Genomic DNA, 16,765 nt, shown 5'->3' on the forward strand with positions numbered 1-16,765 from the left:
GATAGCCTCCGCCCATGGCAAATGGGCAGTGGTATCCCCCGGAGTGGCCCGACCGCATCCGCGCCCTCGCGAGCGGCGAGCTGACTCCGGCGACCCCGCGCCGCGCCGCCACCGTCATGCTGCTCAGGGACGGTGGCAGCGGCCCGCAGGTTCACATGCTGCGCAGACGCGCCTCCATGGCCTTCGCCGGAGGCGCGTACGCGTATCCGGGCGGCGGCGTCGACCCGCGCGACGACGACCACCTGGTGCGCTGGGCGGGGCCCACGCGCGCGTGGTGGGCCACCCGGCTGGGCGTCGACGACGAGGCCGCCGCCCAGGCGATCGTCTGCGCGGCGGTCCGAGAGACGTACGAGGAAGCCGGCGTGCTGCTCGCCGGGCCCACTCCGGAGAGCGTCGTCGGCGACACCACGGGCGAGGACTGGGAGGCGGACCGCGAGGCCCTGGTGGCCCGTGACCTCCCCTTCGCGGACTTCCTGGACCGCAGGGGACTGTTCCTGCGCAGCGACCTGCTCGCGGCCTGGGCGCGCTGGATCACCCCGGAGTTCGAACCCAAGCGCTACGACACGTTCTTCTTCGTGGCGGCCCTTCCGGCGGGGCAGCGCACGCGCAACGCCTCTACGGAGGCGGACCGGACCGTGTGGATCCGCCCGGCGGAGGCGGCCGCCCGCTACGACAGGGGCGAGCTGCTGATGATGCCGCCGACCATCACGACGCTGCGGGCGCTGAGCGCGTACGGGGCACCCTCCGAGGCGCTCGGCGCGGCCGGGGCCCAGGACATGACTCCGGTGCTCGCTCAGGCGCGGCTGGAGGACGGCGCCCTGGTGCTGTCCTGGCCGGGCCACGGCGAGTTCACCAAGCGGATCGCCCCGGACGGCGCGCGGTGACCCCGCGCCACGCCCGAGCGCCCTTCCCCTTGCGTCCCCCGCACACCCCGACCCCGACGGGAGTCACCCCCGCATGACAGAAGCCGCCGCCCTCCCGGGACAGCCCCGTGGCGGAGTTCTCAGCGGTCCCGCCACCGCCCGTGCGGTCAACGTCCTCGCGCCCAACCCCTCCGCCATGACGCTGGACGGCACCAACACCTGGATCGTCTCGGAGCCGGACTCGCCCCTCGCGGTGGTCGTCGACCCGGGCCCGCTCGACGACGCCCATCTGAGCCGCGTCGTCGAGACGGCCGAGAAGATGGGCAAGCGCGTGGCCCTGACCCTCTTGACCCATGGCCACCCCGACCACGCGGAGGGCGCCGCCCGCTTCGCCGAGCTGACCCGGACTCACGTACGCGCCCTCGATCCCGCCCTGCGGCTGGGCGAGGAGGGCCTCGCGGCCGGTGACGTGATCACCACGGGCGGTCTGGAGATGCGCGTGGTGGCCACCCCGGGCCACACCGCGGACTCGCTCTGCTTCCATCTCCCTGCCGACCGGGCGGTCCTGACGGGCGACACGATCCTCGGCCGCGGTACGACGGTCGTGGCGCACCCTGACGGCCGCCTGGGCGACTATCTCGACTCCCTGCGCCGCCTGCGCTCCCTGGCGGTCGACGACGGCGTACACACGGTCCTGCCGGGTCATGGCCCGGTCCTGGAGGACGCCCAGGGTGCCGTCGAGTTCTACCTGGCCCACCGGGCCAGCCGTCTTGCCCAGGTCGAGACGGCCGTGGAGAACGGCCACACGGAGGCCGCGGACGTCGTCGCGCATGTGTACGCGGACGTGGACCGCTCCCTGTGGCCGGCCGCGGAACTGTCCGTCAGGGCCCAGCTGGACTACCTGCGGGAGCACGGTCTGATCTGACCGGGGCGCGGGCGCCAGTGCCCCGTCCTGCGGCCGGACGAGCAACGCGATGGGCCCCGCCTCCGAAGAGGCGGGGCCCATCGATGTACAGACTCGGCGTCAGCGTCAGCGCGACCGCTTGGCGAGGCGCTCGACGTCCAGCAGGATCACCGCGCGCGCCTCCAGGCGCAGCCAGCCGCGGCCCGCGAAGTCCGCCAGGGCCTTGTTGACCGTCTCGCGGGAGGCGCCGACCAGCTGGGCGAGCTCTTCCTGCGTGAGGTCGTGCACGACGTGGATGCCCTCCTCGGACTGCACGCCGAAGCGGCGCGAGAGGTCGAGCAGCGCGCGGGCCACACGGCCCGGCACGTCGGAGAAGACCAGGTCGGACATCTGGTCGTTGGTCTTGCGAAGGCGCCGGGCGACGGCGCGCAGGAGCGCGGCGGCCACCTCGGGCCGTGCGTTCAGCCAGGGCTGGAGGTCGCCGTGGCCGAGGCCGAGCAGCTTCACCTCGGTGAGGGCGGAGGCCGTGGCCGTCCGCGGGCCCGGGTCGAAGAGCGACAGCTCACCGATCAGCTCACCGGGGCCGAGCACCGCGAGCATGTTCTCCCGGCCGTCGGGCGAGGTGCGGTGGAGCTTCACCTTGCCCTCGGTGACCACATACAGGCGGTCTCCGGGGTCGCCCTCATGGAAAAGCGCATCCCCGCGCGCGAGCGTCACCTCACTCATGGAGGCGCGGAGCTCCGCGGCCTGCTCGTCATCGAGCGCCGCGAAGAGCGGGGCGCGCCGCAGAACGTCGTCCACGAGTTCTCTCCTTGTCGACCTGCATCAGGGGACCGTGTTCCCCATTTTGCCGGACGGTCCAAACAGTGTGATCAGTCACAAGTCTGCCGCACTGGCGTGGCGTGCTGTGGGGGAGGGGGCCAATTGGGGGCCGATCTTTGGGGTCAGGGACGGATGTCAGTGGGGGGCTCTAGGCTGGCCGGGTGTCCAAAAAGCCGGTGAGAGCACAGGCCGAGGGGGCTGAGATGGTGGCCGCACCCCGCGATTCCGCTGTGGGCGAACAGGCGTCCGGAGGGTCGGACAATCCGACAATTCGGGCGCGTGTAGTGCGTTCGAAGGACACACCGCCGTCGGCGAAGGGCGCAAGGCCGGCGCCGATGGGGGTAGGGGCGACGAGAGAGACGAGAGAACCGTCCCCACCGTCCCCCGAGAAGCGAACGGCCCCCGCGCGGCGATCGACCTCCCCGAAGAAGGCACCTCCAGTGACGAAGAAGACGCCGACAGCGGCAGCCTCCGCCAAGAAGACCGCCTCCGCCAAGGAGACCGCGCCCGCGAAGAAGGCCGCGCCCGCCAAGAAAGCCGCCAAGGCTCCCGCCAAGAAGGCCGCGCCCGAGTCCCGCACCGCCCTCGTCCGCCGTGCCCGGCGGATCAACCGCGAGCTCGCCGACGTGTACGCGTACGCCCACCCCGAGCTGGACTTCGAGAACCCCTTCGAGCTGCTGGTCGCCACGGTGCTCTCGGCGCAGACCACCGACCTGCGCGTGAACCAGACGACGCCGCGGCTGTTCGCCAAGTACCCGACCCCGGAGGATCTGGCCGCCGCCGTCCCCGAGGAGGTCGAGGAGCTGATCAGGCCCACCGGGTTCTTCCGCGCCAAGACGAAGTCGATCATGGGTCTGGCGAAGGCCCTGCGGGACGACTTCGGGGGCGAGGTGCCGGGGCGCCTCAACGACCTGGTCAAGCTGCCCGGCGTGGGCCGCAAGACCGCGTTCGTGGTCTTGGGCAATGCGTTCGGCGTCCCTGGGCTCACTGTGGACACCCACTTCGGCCGGCTCGTACGCCGTTGGAAGTGGACCGAGGAGACGGACCCGGAGAAGGTCGAGACCGCCGTCGCCGCGCTCTTCCCGAAGAGCGAGTGGACGATGCTCTCGCACCGCGTCATCTTCCACGGCCGCCGCATCTGCCACTCCCGCAAGCCCGCCTGCGGCGCCTGCCCGATCGCCCCGCTCTGCCCGTCGTACGGAGAGGGCGAGACGGACCCGGAGAAGGCGAAGAAGCTCCTGAAGTACGAGATGGGCGGCTTCCCGGGCCAGCGGCTCAAGCCCCCGGCGGGCTACCCCGGAAAGCCCGCGCCACCCTTGGCCGCGGGGTGAAAGCACGGCAGGGCGGAACGAACCCAGGGGCGAAGAGCGTTGTGGAGAGACGGACGGGGGTGCCGATGACGCACGCGAGCGATATGACGAACGCCACGGACAGCGACAACGGGCTCAAGGCTGCGGGCAACGGCAATGGCAACAGCAACGGCAACCACAAGGGCGATGGCACCAGCTCCGGCCACAGGCCCAGCCCCGGCCTAGGCCACAGCCCCGACCACGATCTCCTCAGCACCGACTCCCTGCCCTCCTGGCTGACCCCCGTCGCCCGCGCCGCCCGGACCGTCCAGCCGCTCCAGCTGAGCCGCTTCCTGCCCCCGGAGAGCGGCGCCGGCCGTCAGTCCGCCGTCCTCGTCCTCTTCGGAGAGGGCGAGCGCGGCCCCGAGCTGCTCCTGATGGAGCGCGCCGGCTCCCTCCGCTCCCACGCGGGGCAGCCCTCCTTCCCCGGCGGCTCCCTCGACCCCGAGGACGGCGACCCGCGCACCGACGGCCCTCTGCGCGCCGCCCTGCGCGAGGCCGAGGAGGAGACGGGCCTCGACCCCCGGGGCGTCCAGCTCTTCGCCGTACTGCCGCGCCTGTTCATCCCCGTGAGCGATTTCGTCGTCACGCCCGTGCTCGGCTGGTGGCGCGCACCGAGCCCGGTCGGCGTCGTCGATCCGAACGAGACAGCCCGCGTCTTCACGGTGCCCGTGGCCGATCTCACGGACCCGGCGAACCGCGTGACGGCGATCCACCCGAGCGGCCACCGCGGCCCCGCGTTCCTCGTCGAGTCGGCCCTGGTCTGGGGTTTCACCGCCGGAGTGATCGATAGAATTCTGCACTTCGCGGGCTGGGAGCGCCCCTGGGACCGCAGTAAGCAGGTCCCGCTCGACTGGCGCGCATGACAAGGTTGCAGCGAAGTGGCGACCGCGATGCGAGGCGAGGATTGAATCGGTGAACGTGCTGGACGTCCTGCTGCTGCTCGCCGCCGTGTGGTTCGCGGTCGTGGGCTATCGTCAGGGCTTCGTGGTCGGCATCCTCTCGGTGATCGGGTTCCTCGGCGGCGGCCTGGTCGCCGTCTATCTGCTGCCGGTCATCTGGGACGCCCTGACGGACGACGACGCGGCACAGGTGAGTACGACCGCGGCGGTGGTCGCCGTCGTCATCGTGATCGTCTGCGCCTCGATCGGCCAGGCCTTCACCACCCACCTCGGCAACAAGCTGCGCAGATACATCACCTGGCAGCCCGCCCGCGCCCTGGACGCGACGGGCGGCGCGCTGGTGAACGTGGTGGCGATGCTCCTGGTCGCCTGGATGATCGGCTCCCTCCTCGCCGGGACGACGCTGCCCACGGTCGGCAAGGAGGTGCGTAACTCCAAGGTGCTCCTCGGTGTCTCGCGCGCCCTGCCGGCCGAGGCCGACACGTGGTTCGACGACTTCTCCTCCGTCCTCGCGCAGAACGGCTTCCCGCAGGTCTTCAGCCCGTTCTCCGACGAGCCCATCACGGAGGTCCAGCCGCCCGACCCCAAGCTCGCCAAGAGCAAGGTGGCCACGACCGCGAAGCGCTCCATCGTGAAGGTGCGCGGTGAGGCCCGCAGCTGCGGCAAGGTCCTCGAAGGCACCGGCTTCGTCTTCGCCGACCGCCGCGTGATGACGAACGCGCACGTGGTCGGCGGCGTGGACGAGCCGACCGTCCAGATAGGCGATCAGAGCCAGGTGTACGACGCGAAGGTCGTCCTCTACGACTGGGAGCGGGACATCGCCGTACTGGACGTGCCCACGCTGAAGGCGCCGCCGCTCCAGTTCACGTCCGCGGACGCGGCCAGCGGGCACAGCGCCATCGTCGCGGGCTTCCCCGAGGACGGGCCCTACGACGTCCGCCCCGCGCGCGTGCGCGGCCGCATCTCGGCCAAGGGACCGGACATCTACCACCGGGGCACCGTGCGTCGCGACGTCTACTCGCTCTACGCGACGGTCCGCCAGGGCAACTCCGGCGGCCCGCTGCTCACGCCCGACGGCAAGGTCTACGGCGTGGTCTTCGCCAAGTCCCTCGACGACCCGGACACGGGTTACGCCCTGACGGCGGACGAGGTGCGCGAGGACATCGAGCGCGGCCGCACCGCCAACCAAGAGGTCGACAGCCAGGGCTGCGCGCTTTAGGCCGCGCCCGGGAGCCGCGGGGAGCGGGCCGGGGTCAGTCGCGCGTATGCCGGAGCCGCGCGGAGACCCAGCGGGCCCTGCGGCGGAGGATGCGGGGAATTCCCATGCCCTGAGGAGGGCCGTGACGGCCCGGGTCCTGCGGCCCGCCCCTCTCGCGGCTGTTCAGCGCTGTGGCCGAGCGGCGATTGCGTGCTGCGTCACTGTAGTCGTGCGTCCAGCCCATACCCCGACGTCTGCCCGGGCCGCATGGTCGGTAACCGTGCGCGGGGAACCCAATTGGCCTATGCGGCGGGCAATTGGCGTTCGTAGGACAGATGTTCGTGCCGGAAGCGGTTCGGGAGGCTCCGGTCAGCGGTCGGGCTCGGGATCCTTCAGCCAGTTCACCAGCTCCGTGGAGAACGCCACCGGGTCCTCCTCGTGCGGAAAGTGTCCGAGCCCGTCGAACAGCCGCCAGCGGTACGGCGCTTCGACGTACTCGCCGGACCCCGCCGCGCTCCTCGTACGCATCACCGGATCGAGCGAACCGTGCAGATGCAGCGTCGGCACGCGCACCGGCCGCTTCATGCGACGGTTGAACTGGATGCCGTCGGGCCGTGCCATCGACCGCACCATCCAGCGGTACGGCTCGATCGAGCAGTGCGCCGTCGACGGGATGCACATGGCGCGCCGATACGTCTCCACCGCCTCGTCCTCCGGCAGCCGGGGACCCGACCAGTCCCGGACCAGACGCCCCACCAGGGCGCCGTCGTCGGCGACGAGTTGACGCTCCGGCAGCCACGGCCGCTGGAAGCCCCACACGTAGGACCCCGCGGCGGTCTGCTTCCTGTCGGAGAGCATCGCCGAGCGCCAGCGGCGCGGATGCGGCATCGAGGAGACCGCGAGGCGGCGCACCAGCTTGGGGCGCATCACGGCCGCCGTCCACGCCAGGTACCCGCCGAGGTCGTGCCCGACGAGCGCGGCGTCCGGCTCACCGAGTGAGCGCACGACGCCGGTGATGTCGAGCGCGAGGTTCGCCGGGTCGTACCCGCGCGGGGTGCGGTCGCTGCCGCCCACACCCCGCAGGTCCATCGCGACGGCACGGAAGCCCGCGTCGGCGAGCGCCACCAGCTGGTGCCGCCACGTCCACCAGAACTGGGGGAAGCCGTGCAGGAGCAGGACCAGCGGCCCGTCACCCATTTCGGCGATGTGGAACCGCGCGCCGTTGGCGGCCACGTCCCGGTGGGTCCAGGGCCCCTCGACGCGTACGGCCGAGGCCGGTTGTGCCGCATGAGCGGTGGCGCCGAGCGTGGGGCCGTACTGCGTGGCGCCGGTGCGGGCGTGGTCCTGAGGGGCGTGGCTCTGCGGGGTGGGGTCCTGAGGGGCAGGGTCGTGATGGGCGGGGTCCGTCATGAGGACGAGCGTGCCACAGTGGCCCCCGTCTCACCGACTCGGACGTCCACGACGGCGGCCGGACTCACCGCACGGGGATGCGGCTTGACGTTCCCCAGTACGGCTGCCGTCTCTTTGGCCGAAGCCGCGACCTTCTGCGGGCCCTTGCCCTTCTTGGCCTTCTTCGCGAAGACGACGCCGATCAGCGCGAGCGCTCCGGCCACCAGCACGTTCGCGGCGAAGGAGAGCAGGAAGCAGACCGCGAGATTCCAGCCGCTCCAGGTACGGATGCCGTACGCGAGGGCGAAGCTCAGCATCGGCAGCGAGAAGATGAGGACCGTGCCGGCCGCGGCGAACGCGCCACCGCCGATCGCGCCGCGCTTGACGTCCTGTCGCAGCTGGGCCTTGGCCAGCGCGATCTCGTCGTGCACCAGCGCGGACATCTCGCCGGTCGCCGTGGCGACCAGCTGGCCGAGGCTGCGCTCGGCGCCGACGTGACCGTCGGGTGAGCTCATCGCGTTCTCCCCTTGTTCTCTGGCTGGTTTTACTCTTCTGATCTCTTCTGCGGCATATCTGCTCAGAGTTCTGAGATATGTCTGCTCAGATCATGCCGGACCGTTGCCATCCTTGCGTTCCCCACCCGCCACTTCGGCAAGCCTGCGGTGTTCCGCGGCCTTCTTCTCGTAGATGGCGGCCATTCGGCGGTGGTACTCCGGGTCCTCCAGCTCGTAGATGTCCGGTACGCCGCTGAGGTCCTCGTCGCGCTCCTCTTCCTCCCACAGCTTGCGGTACTTGGCGTTCCGCAGCTTCAGCAGGGTTCCGGAGAGTACGGCCGCTATGAGCGAGCCGATCAGTACGGCGGCCTTGATCTCGTCGGTGAGCAGGGGGTCCTCGGCGAACGCGAGTTCGCCGATCAGCAGCGACACCGTGAAGCCGATGCCGGCCAGCGAGGCGACCGCGAACACGTCGGGCCAGGCCAGGTCGTCGTTGAGCTCCGCCTTGGTGAAGCGGGCCGCGAGCCAGGTGCCGCCGAAGATGCCGACCGCCTTGCCGACCACGAGGCCGAGGACCACACCGAGCGTCTCCGGCTGGGTGAACACGTCGCCGAGCGCGCCGCCCGAGACGGAGACACCCGCGCTGAACAGGGCGAACAGCGGCACGGCCAGGCCCGCGGAGAGAGGTCGTACGAGATGTTCGATGTGCTCGCCGGGGGAGTGCTGCTCACTGTCGTCCTCCCGGTGGCAGCGCAGCATCAGGCCCATGGCGACGCCCGCGATGGTGGCGTGGATGCCGCTGTTGTACATCAGGCCCCAGATGGCGAGCGCCAGGGGCACGTAGATGTACCAGCCGCGTACCCGCTTCCTGAGCAGCAGCCAGAAGACGACGAGGCCGACGACGGCGCCGCCGAGCGCGGGGAAGTTGAGGTCGTTGGTGAAGAAGACGGCGATGATCAGGATCGCGAAGAGGTCGTCGACGACCGCGAGCGTGAGCAGGAAGGCCCGGAGCGCGGACGGCAACGACGTGCCTATGACGGCGAGGACCGCGAGCGCGAAGGCGATGTCGGTGGCGGTCGGCACGGCCCAGCCGTCCATCGACCCGCCGCCGAGGGTGTTGGTCAGGACGTAGACGAGTGCGGGCGCCGCCATGCCGCAGAGCGCCGCGACGACGGGCAGCGCGGCGGCCCGGGGATCGCGCAGATCACCGGCGACCAACTCGCGCTTGAGTTCGATGCCCGCCACGAAGAAGAAGACCGCGAGCAGCCCGTCGGCCGCCCAGTGCTGGAGGGAGAGGTCGAGCCCGAGCGACGCGGGCCCGAGGTGGAAGCCGCGCACCGACTCGTACGAGCCTCCGGCCGTGTTCGCCCAGATCAGCGCGGTGACGGCGGCGACGAGCAGCAGCACGCCGCCGACCGTCTCGGCACGCAGGGCCTCGGCGACGAAATTACGTTCGGGCAGCGAGAGCCGGGTGAGGACCTTGCGGCTGGGGCGGGGGGCGGGCGCGGTCACGTGAGTCGACCTCCGGTCGGTGGGCAGGGGTGAGCACATGCCGACCAGACTTCCCGGCGCACCTAGGTACTTCCCGTCGCGGCGTCGAGGGTGAATTCTTGTCGCGACGTTGACGCGGTTCTTAGCCTACCTAACCTACGCGCGGACGCATCCGGTGATCTTCACTCTAAGTGCGAGGAGGGCACCCGGCGCGTTCGCCGGATGCCCTCCTCGCACTCGCGTTCGTGTGCCGGTCAGTCGCCTGCCGCTTGTCGCCTGCCGTCAGTCGCCTGTCGCCTCAGTCCTCGCTCGGCGCGGACGGGAGCCTGGACTGGATCAGCTCCATGACGGAGGAGTCCGTGAGCGTGGTGACGTCACCCAGCTCGCGGTTCTCCGCGACGTCCCGCAGCAGGCGCCGCATGATCTTGCCCGAACGGGTCTTCGGTAGCTCCGCCACCGGCAGGACCCGCTTCGGCTTGGCGATCGGGCCGAGCGTGGCGCCCACGTGGTTGCGCAGGTTCGCCACCAGGCCCTCGTCCTCGGCGTTCGCCGTGCCGCGCAGGATCACGAAGGCGACGATGGCCTGGCCGGTCGTCTCGTCCGCCGCGCCCACGACCGCCGCCTCGGCGACCGAGGGGTGCGAGACGAGCGCGGACTCGACCTCGGTGGTGGAGATGTTGTGCCCGGACACGAGCATCACGTCGTCCACGCGGCCCAGCAGCCAGATGTCGCCGTCCTCGTCCTTCTTCGCGCCGTCACCGGCGAAGTACCGGCCCTCGAAGCGCGACCAGTACGTGTCCAGGAACCGCTGGTCATCGCCCCAGATGGTGCGCAGCATCGACGGCCACGGCTCGGTCAGGACGAGGTAGCCACCGCCGCCGTCCGGCACTTCGTTCGCCTCGTCGTCGACGACGGTGGCGCTGATGCCCGGCAGCGCGCGTTGGGCGCTTCCCGGCTTCGTCTCGGTCACACCCGGCAGCGGCGAGATCATCATCGCGCCGGTCTCGGTCTGCCACCAGGTGTCCACGATGGGGCACTTGTCGCCGCCGATGTGCTTCCGGTACCACATCCAGGCCTCGGGGTTGATCGGCTCGCCGACCGAACCGAGGACCCGCAGGCTGGCGAGGTCGAACTTCGCGGGGATGTCGTCGCCCCACTTCATGAACGTACGGATCGCCGTGGGCGCGGTGTAGAGGATCGTGACCCCGTACTTCTGGACGATCTCCCAGAAGCGGCCCTGGTGTGGGGTGTCGGGGGTGCCCTCGTACATCACCTGCGTCGCGCCGTTCGCCAGCGGGCCGTACGTGATGTACGAGTGGCCGGTGACCCAGCCGACGTCGGCCGTGCACCAGTAGACGTCGCTCGAAGGCTTGAGGTCGAAGACAGCGTGGTGGGTGTAGGCCGTCTGGGTGAGGTAGCCGCCGGAGGTGTGCAGGATGCCCTTCGGCTTACCCGTGGTGCCCGAGGTGTAGAGGATGAAGAGCGGGTGCTCGGCGTCGAAGGCCTCGGGGGTGTGCTCGGCGGACTGCTTCCGCGTGATCTCGTGCCACCACACGTCGCGGCCCTCGGTCCAGGCCACGTCCTGCTTGGTGCGCTGGACGACCAGGACCTTCCGGACCCCCTCCACGCGGCTCACGGCCTCGTCCACGGCGGGCTTGAGCGCGGAGGGCTTGCCCCTGCGGTAGCCGCCGTCGGCCGTGATGACGACCTTGGCGTCGGCGTCCTCGATGCGGGCGGCGATGGCGTCCGCGGAGAAACCGCCGAAGACCACCGAGTGCGTGGCGCCGATGCGGGCGCAGGCCAGCATCGCGACGACCGCCTCGGGAATCATCGGCAGATAGACGGCCACGCGGTCGCCCTTCTGGACCCCGAGCTCGGTCAGGGCGTTGGCCGCGCGGCTGACCTCGTCCTTGAGCTCGGCGTAGGTGATGGCCCGGCTGTCGCCGGGCTCACCCTCGAAGTGGATCGCGACACGGTCGCCGTGGCCCGCCTCGACGTGGCGGTCGACGCAGTTGTACGCGACGTTGAGCTTCCCGTCGGCGAACCACTTGGCGAACGGCGGGTTCGACCAGTCGAGCGTCTCGGTCGGTTCCGTGGCCCAGGTCAGCCGGCGGGCCTGCTCGGCCCAGAAGCCGAGCCGGTCAGCCTTGGCCTGTTCGTACGCCGCCGCGGTGACGTTGGCGGCGGCCGCCAGCTCCGCCGGCGGCGCGAAGCGACGCTCCTCCTTCAAGAGGTTGGCCAGGCTTTCATTGCTCACGACATCTCCCTTGCGCTGCTTTGCCGGGGGCGACCGTTGTGTCCGAAGCCACAGCTCATCAGAGACATCCCGTGGTGACAAGGGCCTGCCGAAAATTGGTTTAGACCTTATCCCTCACGTCGGTCTCCCGCGGGGTTTCGGACTCCCGGCCCTCGACCAGCGCGGTGGGTACCACCTGGTCGAACACCTCGTCGGGCAGGTGCTCGGTATCGCTGCCCTCCGTCAGCAGATACGACTGCGCCTCTCCGACGTGGAAGTACATGCCGTGCAGTTCGAGGTCACCCTCCGCAAGGCGGCGCGCCACCGACTCGTGCGCCTTCAGGTGCTCCAACTGCTGGACGACATTGGTGAGGCAGAGCTGCTCGACCGCGTCGGCGGGTGCCCGCCCCGACAGCCGCGCCCACGCCCTGTCCTGTGCGCCCATCCGCTCCAGGCTCGGCAGGCCGTGCCGCAGCCACCGCCGCAGCGGCGTCTGGGCGCCGCCGGGCGGGGTGTTGAGCAGCGCCTGCATGGCGCCGCACCCGGAGTGCCCGCAGACGGTGATGGACCGCACCTTGAGGACCTCGACCGCGTACTCGATCGCGGCGCCCACCGAGTCGTCCCCGCTCTCCGCGCCCGGCAGCGGCACCAGATTGCCCACATTGCGTACGACGAACAGGTCACCGGGACCACTGGAGGTGATCATCGATGTGACGACCCGGGAGTCCGCGCACGTCAGGAACAGCTGTGCGGGCTGCTGGCCCTCACGTGCCAGCCTGGCCAGCTCCTCCCGCACATGGGGCGCCGTGTTCCGCTGGAACGCGCTGATGCCGCTGGCCAGTTGGTGGTTGCTGGGGCGGCCCGCATCCTGTTCCTCCTGCGGCCGGTCGCAGTGGTGGTTGCGCCAGGGCGTCCACGGCCGGCAGCACGAGTGCGAGGCGCTGGCGGGCTCGGCGATGCGGGTCCCGGCGCGGCCGGTGATCTCGACGCGGGCGCCGTGGGCGGTGTGCTCGTCCTGCCAGCACTGGAGCGTTTCGTACGCGGCGTGGTCCATGAAGGAGCCGTCCAACTCTACGACCACGTCCTCGCCGTGGGGTACGAGGTGCAGCGTCCGGCTGAGGCGCGGCACCGCGAGGAACGTCAACTGGCCCCGGGCACGGACGTGGTGGGCGCCGTCCCGCACCTCGTGGGTGATGCGGGTGCGGGCGAGGCGGTGCAGGGAGACGGCCACGGCGACGGCGATGCCGATGGCGACGCCCTGAAGGACGTTGAGGAAGACGACGCCGAGGGTGGTCACGGCGTAGACGAGGATCTCGCGGTGGCGGGTGATCGTGCGGATGTGGTTCAGGCTGACCATCTGGAGGCCGACGGCCATGACGAGTGCGGCGAGGGCCGCGAGCGGGATCAGCTCCAGGGCGGGGACCAGGAGCAGCGCGGCCACTACTACCCAAACGCCGTGCAGCATCGTGGAGTTCCGGCTGACGGCACCCGCGCGCACATTGGCCACGGTGCGCACGGCGACCCCGGCGACGGGCAGGCCGCCGAGCGCGCCGGAGACGATGTTCGCGCTGCCTTGGCCGAGCAGTTCGCGGTTGAGGTCGGAGCGGCGCACGCCCGCGTGCAGCTCGGGCTGCTTGGAGACGAGCTTGTCGACGGCCACGGCGCCGAGCAGCGACTGCACGCTGCACACCAGCGTGATGGTGAGCACGGCGGCGACGAGCCCGAGCGCGGGTCCTTCGGGGAGCCCTGCCAGCGCGTGACTGCGCCAGGAGGGCAGTTCGACCCGGTCGAGCCGCAGTCCGGCGGCCGAGGCCACGCAGGTCGCGAGGGCCACCGACACGAGGGCGGCGGGCACGGCGCGGGCGACGCGCCCGGCACGGCCGGGGATCCGGGGCCAGAGCAGCAGGACGGCGAGGGTGAGCAGGCTGATCGACAGTGCCGCCGGATGCAGGTCGGCCAGCTGGGCCGGCAGCGCTTGGAGGTTGGCGAGCACTTCGCTCTGCGGGGTGCCGCCGAGCACGATGTGCAGCTGGGCGACGGCGATGGTGACGCCGATGCCGGCCAGCATGCCGTGCACCACGGCGGGGCTGACGGCGAGCGCGCTGCGGGCGACGCGCAGACAGCCGAGGCCCAGCTGTGCGAGGCCCGCGAGGACGGTGATGGCGCAGGTGGTCCGCCAGCCGTACCGCTGGATGAGGTCGGCGGTGACGACCGTGAGCCCTGCGGCGGGGCCGCTGACCTGGAGCGGGGAACCGCCGATCCGCCCGGCGACGATGCCGCCGACGGCGGCGGCGACGAGGCCCGCCTGGAGGGGTGCTCCGGTGGCGAGGGCGATGCCGAGGGACAGCGGCAGGGCGATCAGGAAGACGGCGATCGACGCGGAGACGTCGGCACCGGCGATGCGGAACTTCTTGTGCGGTGGGGTGTGGGGCTCCTGGCCGCCAGGGGTGGGGGCCGAGTCGGTGGTGCGAGTGGGTACGCAGGCAGACATTTTCCCGTCTCCTCCGGGGCAGCGCGGTCGCGGAACAGGGGGTCCTCCGGACGCCTCCGGAGGGCGGGTCGCGGCCGTGGGTCACGGCGTTGCAGCGGCGGGATATCTCAACTCTCGGTAAACGAAGAGTAATGCAGAGTAAAGGTTCTGGGTGGACTATCGGTGCAAATGGGGCAATCAACCACTCTGATGAGTGAATAAAAATCTTTATCGGCTTGTCGTACTAATTCACTCCGGCCTCCGTGCGAAGTTGCTGACCGTTCTGTCCCGACTTGCACGGAAAGAGGTGGGCGGAAGATGGCCGCCACCTGGAGGACCACCGCGAGCCTCACCGCCCTCGTGGCCTGCGCGGCAGCACTGGCCGGTTGCGCGGGAGGCGACGCCGGCACCGGCGCCGGCACCAAGGAAGGCGCCCCTGGCGCGAAGAAAGCGGCCGGGGCCCAGGCGCCCAAGAGCCCGGTCCGCCTGATCGGGGACGGCTCCACGGCCTTCACCGGCAAGCAGCCCAACCTGCCGAGACCGGCCCGCCTGAAGCCCGGCCAGAAACCCCCGCAGTTCGTCGTCTTCTCCTGGGACGGCGCGGGCGAGGACGGCCAGAAGCTGTTCTCCCACTTCCGCAAGGTGGCCAAGCGGAACAACGCCACGATGACGTACTTCCTCAGCGGCGTGTACATGCTCCCCGAGGAGAAGCGCAGGCTCTACAGGCCGCCGCAGCATCTGGCCGGCAGCTCGGACATCGGCTTCAACGACCGCAAGGGAATCAAGAACACCGTCGAGCAGCTCCGTGCCGCATGGCTGGAGGGCAACGAGATCGGCACCCACTTCAACGGCCACTTCTGCGGCAAGGGGCGGGGGGTCGGCGAGTGGTCCGTCGCGGACTGGAAGAGCGAGATCAAGCAGGCCAAGTCCTTTGTGAAGGGCTGGAAGACCAACACGGGCCTGCGCAAGGCGCAGCCCTTGCCCTTCGACTACGAAAAGGAGCTGATCGGGGCCCGGACCCCGTGCCTGGAGGGGCAGAAGAACTTCATGCGGGCGGCGCGGCAGCTGGGCTTCCGCTACGACACCAGCGGCGTGAACGACCAGGTCTGGCCCAAGAAGAAGGAAGGCCTCTGGGACCTGTCGATGCAGCTCGTACCGGTCCCCGGCCGCAACTTCGAGACGCTCACCATGGACTACAACTTCATGGTCAACCAGTCCGGGTCGACCTCGCATGGCGACCCGTCGAAGCACGAGTACTGGGGCGACCAGATGCGTGACGGGCTGCTTCAGGGCTTCGAGCGCGCGTACAAGGGCAACCGCGCACCGCTGATCATCGGCAATCACTTCCAGTCGTGGAACGGCGGCACGTACATGCGCGCCATCGAGGAGACCATCGAGGCGGTCTGCACCAAACCCCAGGTGCGCTGCGTCTCCTTCCGGCAACTCACGGACTGGCTCGACGCGCAGGACCCGAAGGTGCTCGCCAAGCTGACCAAGCTGCGGGTCGGCAAGGCCCCCAAGGAAGGCTGGGCGGCGTTCCTCTCCGCCCAGCCCGCACCGGCCCCGAAGGGCGTCCCGGGCGCTCCGGCGGGCAAGCCGTAGCGCCAGGAGCCCCGTTCAGGCAGGGGTGACCATCTGCTCGCGCAGAACGAAGTCGGGGTCGACCTGGGCCGCCAGGTCGACCCCCGTGCGGTCGTTGCCCCAGCTCTGCGCGTTCTTCAGGTGGAAGTGGACCATCTGGCGGGTGTAGCGCTCCCAGTCCCGTCGTTCGTACGAGGCGTCGACGGTGTCCTGAAGTGTGTGCAGGGAACGGCGGTTGGCCTCCTCCAGCTGCGCGAAGTGGGGCGGGCGGCCCTTCTCCATGGCGCGCACCCAGTCCGAGTGTCCGACGGTCACCAGGAGGTCGTCGCCGACCTGCTCGCGCAGGAAGTCGATGTCGTCCTGGCCCTGCACCTTGTTGCCCACGACCTTGAGGTCGACGCCGAAGTCGCGTGCGTACTCCTTGTACTGGCGATAGACGGAGACCCCCTTTCTCGTCGGCTCGGCGACCAGGAACGTCATGTCGAAGCGGGTGAACATGCCGGAGGCGAAGGAGTCCGAGCCGGCGGTCATGTCCACGACCGCGTACTCGTCGCGGCCGTCGACCAAGTGGTTCAAGCACAGCTCCACCGCTCCGGTCTTGGAGTGGTAGCAGGCGACACCGAGGTCGGCTTCGGTGAACGGCCCGGTGACCATCAAACGCGCGGTGGCGCCGTCGAGTTCCAGGGGCCGGGCGCATGCGTCGTACACGGGGTTGTCCTCGCGCACCCGCAGCAGCCGCGAGCCCTCGCCCGGCGGCGTCGTCTTGATCATCGTGTCGGCGGAGGTGATCCGCGGGTTCGAGCCGCGCAGATAGTCCTTGATCAGGGGCAGGTGCGCCCCCAGAGCGGGCAGCCGCGTGGCGTCCGCCTCGTCGAGGCCGAGCGCCGGGCCCAGGTGCTGGTTAATGTCGGCGTCCACCGCGATGACGGGGGCGCCGGTGGCGGCGAGGTGGCGGATGAAGAGCGAGGACAACGTCGTCTTGCCGCTGCCGCCCTTGCCCACGAAAGCGATTTTCATAACCACAAAGAGTAGTGGTTCGCGGACGGTGCGTGCCGGGCGTGCGTGA

The 16,765-nt window shown here is 70.4% G+C and carries 14 protein-coding genes; 6 read left to right on the plus strand and 8 right to left on the minus strand.

Going from position 1 to position 16,765, the window contains the following annotated elements:
• The first annotated feature begins 14 nt into the window (after positions 1–14).
• On the plus strand, positions 15–884 hold the full coding sequence (locus ACOBQB_RS30270; protein ID WP_423596147.1) for an NUDIX hydrolase: 870 nt from the start codon (positions 15–17) through the stop codon (positions 882–884).
• Between the two features lie 73 nt (positions 885–957).
• Positions 958–1,788, plus strand: coding sequence for an MBL fold metallo-hydrolase (locus ACOBQB_RS30275; protein WP_423596149.1), 831 nt, complete (start codon positions 958–960; stop codon positions 1,786–1,788).
• A 105-nt stretch (positions 1,789–1,893) separates the two neighbouring features.
• Here the strand turns inward: ACOBQB_RS30275 and ACOBQB_RS30280 are convergent, their stop codons facing one another.
• Positions 1,894–2,568 carry a Crp/Fnr family transcriptional regulator gene (locus tag ACOBQB_RS30280; protein ID WP_016642758.1) on the minus strand — a complete coding sequence of 225 codons (675 nt, stop codon included), beginning with the start codon at positions 2,566–2,568 and terminating at the stop codon, positions 1,894–1,896.
• 356 nt (positions 2,569–2,924) lie between these two features.
• On the opposite strand from ACOBQB_RS30280, the gene nth reads away from it, so the two are divergent.
• From nth to ACOBQB_RS30295, 3 genes are all read left to right on the plus strand, one after another.
• On the plus strand, positions 2,925–3,920 hold the full coding sequence (nth, locus tag ACOBQB_RS30285) for an endonuclease III (RefSeq protein ID WP_423596151.1): 996 nt from the start codon (positions 2,925–2,927) through the stop codon (positions 3,918–3,920).
• Between the two features lie 65 nt (positions 3,921–3,985).
• Positions 3,986–4,804 (plus strand): NUDIX hydrolase, encoded by an 819-nt coding sequence (locus ACOBQB_RS30290; RefSeq protein WP_423596153.1) that lies wholly within the window; start codon positions 3,986–3,988, stop codon positions 4,802–4,804.
• A gap of 49 nt (positions 4,805–4,853) precedes the next feature.
• Positions 4,854–6,059 carry a MarP family serine protease gene (locus ACOBQB_RS30295; RefSeq protein ID WP_423596155.1) on the plus strand — a complete coding sequence of 402 codons (1,206 nt, stop codon included), beginning with the start codon at positions 4,854–4,856 and terminating at the stop codon, positions 6,057–6,059.
• A 34-nt stretch (positions 6,060–6,093) separates the two neighbouring features.
• Here the strand turns inward: ACOBQB_RS30295 and ACOBQB_RS30300 are convergent, their stop codons facing one another.
• The 6 genes from ACOBQB_RS30300 to ACOBQB_RS30325 all read right to left on the minus strand — a co-directional run bounded on the left by ACOBQB_RS30300 (position 6,094) and on the right by ACOBQB_RS30325 (position 14,139).
• On the minus strand, positions 6,094–6,282 hold the full coding sequence (locus ACOBQB_RS30300) for a hypothetical protein (protein ID WP_423596157.1): 189 nt from the start codon (positions 6,280–6,282) through the stop codon (positions 6,094–6,096).
• A 125-nt stretch (positions 6,283–6,407) separates the two neighbouring features.
• Positions 6,408–7,448, minus strand: coding sequence for an alpha/beta fold hydrolase (locus ACOBQB_RS30305; protein WP_423596159.1), 1,041 nt, complete (start codon positions 7,446–7,448; stop codon positions 6,408–6,410).
• Positions 7,445–7,942: a phage holin family protein gene (locus tag ACOBQB_RS30310; RefSeq protein WP_423596161.1), complete on the minus strand. Its 498-nt coding sequence runs from the start codon at positions 7,940–7,942 to the stop codon at positions 7,445–7,447. The genes ACOBQB_RS30305 and ACOBQB_RS30310 overlap by 4 nt, the downstream gene beginning before the upstream one ends.
• A 90-nt stretch (positions 7,943–8,032) precedes the next feature.
• Positions 8,033–9,472 (minus strand): Na+/H+ antiporter NhaA, encoded by a 1,440-nt coding sequence (gene nhaA, locus ACOBQB_RS30315; protein WP_423596163.1) that lies wholly within the window; start codon positions 9,470–9,472, stop codon positions 8,033–8,035.
• Between the two features lie 238 nt (positions 9,473–9,710).
• Positions 9,711–11,669 (minus strand): acetate--CoA ligase, encoded by a 1,959-nt coding sequence (gene acs, locus ACOBQB_RS30320; RefSeq protein WP_423596165.1) that lies wholly within the window; start codon positions 11,667–11,669, stop codon positions 9,711–9,713.
• A gap of 100 nt (positions 11,670–11,769) precedes the next feature.
• Positions 11,770–14,139, minus strand: a complete 2,370-nt coding sequence (locus ACOBQB_RS30325) for a bifunctional SulP family inorganic anion transporter/carbonic anhydrase (RefSeq protein ID WP_423596167.1) — start codon at positions 14,137–14,139, stop codon at positions 11,770–11,772.
• A gap of 297 nt (positions 14,140–14,436) precedes the next feature.
• Between ACOBQB_RS30325 and ACOBQB_RS30330 the strand changes: the two genes are divergently transcribed.
• Entirely contained in the window at positions 14,437–15,720 is a 1,284-nt protein-coding gene (locus tag ACOBQB_RS30330) for a hypothetical protein (RefSeq protein WP_423596169.1), read from the plus strand.
• Between the two features lie 15 nt (positions 15,721–15,735).
• Here the strand turns inward: ACOBQB_RS30330 and ACOBQB_RS30335 are convergent, their stop codons facing one another.
• The gene (locus ACOBQB_RS30335) at positions 15,736–16,716 is read right to left on the minus strand and encodes an ATP-binding protein (protein ID WP_423596171.1); all 981 of its coding nucleotides are present in this window, start codon (positions 16,714–16,716) and stop codon (positions 15,736–15,738) included.
• Between the last annotated feature and the right edge of the window lie 49 nt (positions 16,717–16,765).

The sequence above is a fragment of the Streptomyces sp. G5(2025) genome (assembly GCF_049542075.1).
GTDB lineage: Bacteria > Actinomycetota > Actinomycetes > Streptomycetales > Streptomycetaceae > Streptomyces.